The following is a 989-nucleotide window of genomic DNA, read 5'->3' as shown; positions in this document are numbered from 1 at the left end:
CGGGCCTCGCAGTTCGTAACTGGAGGCGAGTTTGCCGGAGCGGGAAAACGCCGATAACGTAAAGGGCTTTAGGAGAGGTCCGAGGCCTGCGCGAAACGGCCCGGAAGCGAGGTGATCATGGCCTGCGCCACGACCGGGGGCAAGCCTTCTTGATAGGATGGCCCGTGCCGGGCCTCTAACGCATCACTAACGCAAGGTCTCCCCCTGGGGAGGTATCATCGGGTCCGAAAGAGGTAGCGGCGCCCCCACGGGCCGAAAAACGAGAAAAGTGGAAAACCCCTTCCGGAGGGGCTATATTGAGTATGCACCTCGATGTCGCGGGCCGCACCTCGATCGCCATCGGTGGAGCGACGCGGGGGGTACGGCCCCCGTAGTCTTCATCCCTCGCTATACCGGATAGATCCTCAAGCCCGTGCGCAGATTCTTCAGCGCGGTCTTGCTGCCCCGGAAGAAGGTATAGCCCGACCACTGGCCGGCATCGGCATCGGCCACCAGACCCACCACCACATTCTTGCTCAACTCGAACAGCCGCACATAGCGGGTGCGCAGCACCACCATGCCGGTTTCGGGGTTTTGTGCAAAGCCGGCCCAGATCTCCTGGGGTGCCTGGATGATCTCCGGGATCAGGGGGAAATACGCCTCACGGCCGTCGCTGCGCGAATCCTGCTCGATGATATGGTCGACGATGGCCTGCGTGACATTTATGTGCCCGCCGACGGGATCTGTCAGGATAGCGGAATCGCTGCCGATGGCCCGGCGGAACATCTCGCGCAATTCCGCCTCGTTCCGGGCTGTCCGGATCGCCAGGGGCGCCCTGGGCGGTGTCGGCTGCAGCGGCGGCAAGGTCTTGGGATCTTCATCCGCCCAGCCCTTCAGCCGCTCGAAAGGTCCATGTTTCTCCAGCGCCTGGCGCTGCGCCCCTTCGCCCCAGGCGGCCCGGCCGACATTATAGCCAAAGCCCGTATCGATGCCTTCCGGCACCTCCACCG

At 63.8% G+C, this 989-nt stretch carries 1 protein-coding gene; it reads right to left on the bottom strand.

The window, feature by feature from the left end:
* Positions 1-387: 387 nt before the first annotated feature.
* The coding region (locus EPD66_RS24280) for a PBECR2 nuclease fold domain-containing protein (protein ID WP_185961609.1) at positions 388-989 on the bottom strand (602 nt) is incomplete at its 5' end.

The organism is Telmatospirillum sp. J64-1, from assembly GCF_006980715.1.
GTDB lineage: Bacteria > Pseudomonadota > Alphaproteobacteria > Rhodospirillales > Magnetospirillaceae > Oleiliquidispirillum > Oleiliquidispirillum nitrogeniifigens.
The sequence above is the reverse complement of the archived record's forward strand: the minus strand, read 5'-3'. Positions and strand labels throughout refer to the sequence as shown.